The following is a 674-nucleotide window of genomic DNA, read 5'->3' on the forward strand; positions in this document are numbered from 1 at the left end:
ATGCATCGAGCACGTCAGGCTGGAGCCAGCAGAGGGCAGCAGCGCGCTGCTGCGCCTCTTCAGCGAGGAGCCCAACCAAGGGGCAGGGGAAGAACAAGAGGTATAACTCACGTTCCTGGGTCAGCTACACGCTCTGTTATGCCCAGACATGGTGATCCAGATACCATTGGCTTGACCTCTCAATTTTCCGGATTAAGCCTTTCGGCCAGAACTCGGCCAACAATCCGTTCTCCGCAACAATACACTTTGTCCGCTGAGGATAACGAACGTCTCGGTCAAGGGTATATACGTTTAAAAAATAATCCGGAACAATCACAGAAAATAGCTGATGAGTTGTTGGTTTCCCATTCAAATACGTGCCGTGATTATATACGCATTGTGGATCTCAAAGCCCGCGCATGTTTGGCGCTGGGACGATATGATGTTTGTCTGACTGTCTTAAACCCGATTGATCTAACTAATAAAAAAGGATTGCTATTAACAAAAGGTAGGGCACTTCAAGGTCTGGGCAATATGAATGGCGCGTTTGAATTGTTCAAAACTCTTTATGATCACCATTCAACCAACGATAAAGATCAAAAGAGTCATGGGCTGGCCCTTGGCCGGCAATACCAGGACATGGGTCAGCATGCCCCGGCGCTGGCGATCTTTCTGAATCTGCGCAAAGGCCGCTC

At 49.0% G+C, this 674-nt stretch carries 1 protein-coding gene; it reads left to right on the top strand.

Annotation, left to right across the window (positions count from 1 at the left end):
- Positions 1 to 138: 138 nt before the first annotated feature.
- Positions 139 to 674: hypothetical protein (locus ABD892_RS10210; RefSeq protein WP_345195518.1), on the top strand; the 536-nt coding region annotated here is incomplete at its 3' end.

This window comes from Kistimonas scapharcae, assembly GCF_039540975.1.
GTDB lineage: Bacteria > Pseudomonadota > Gammaproteobacteria > Pseudomonadales > Endozoicomonadaceae > Kistimonas > Kistimonas scapharcae.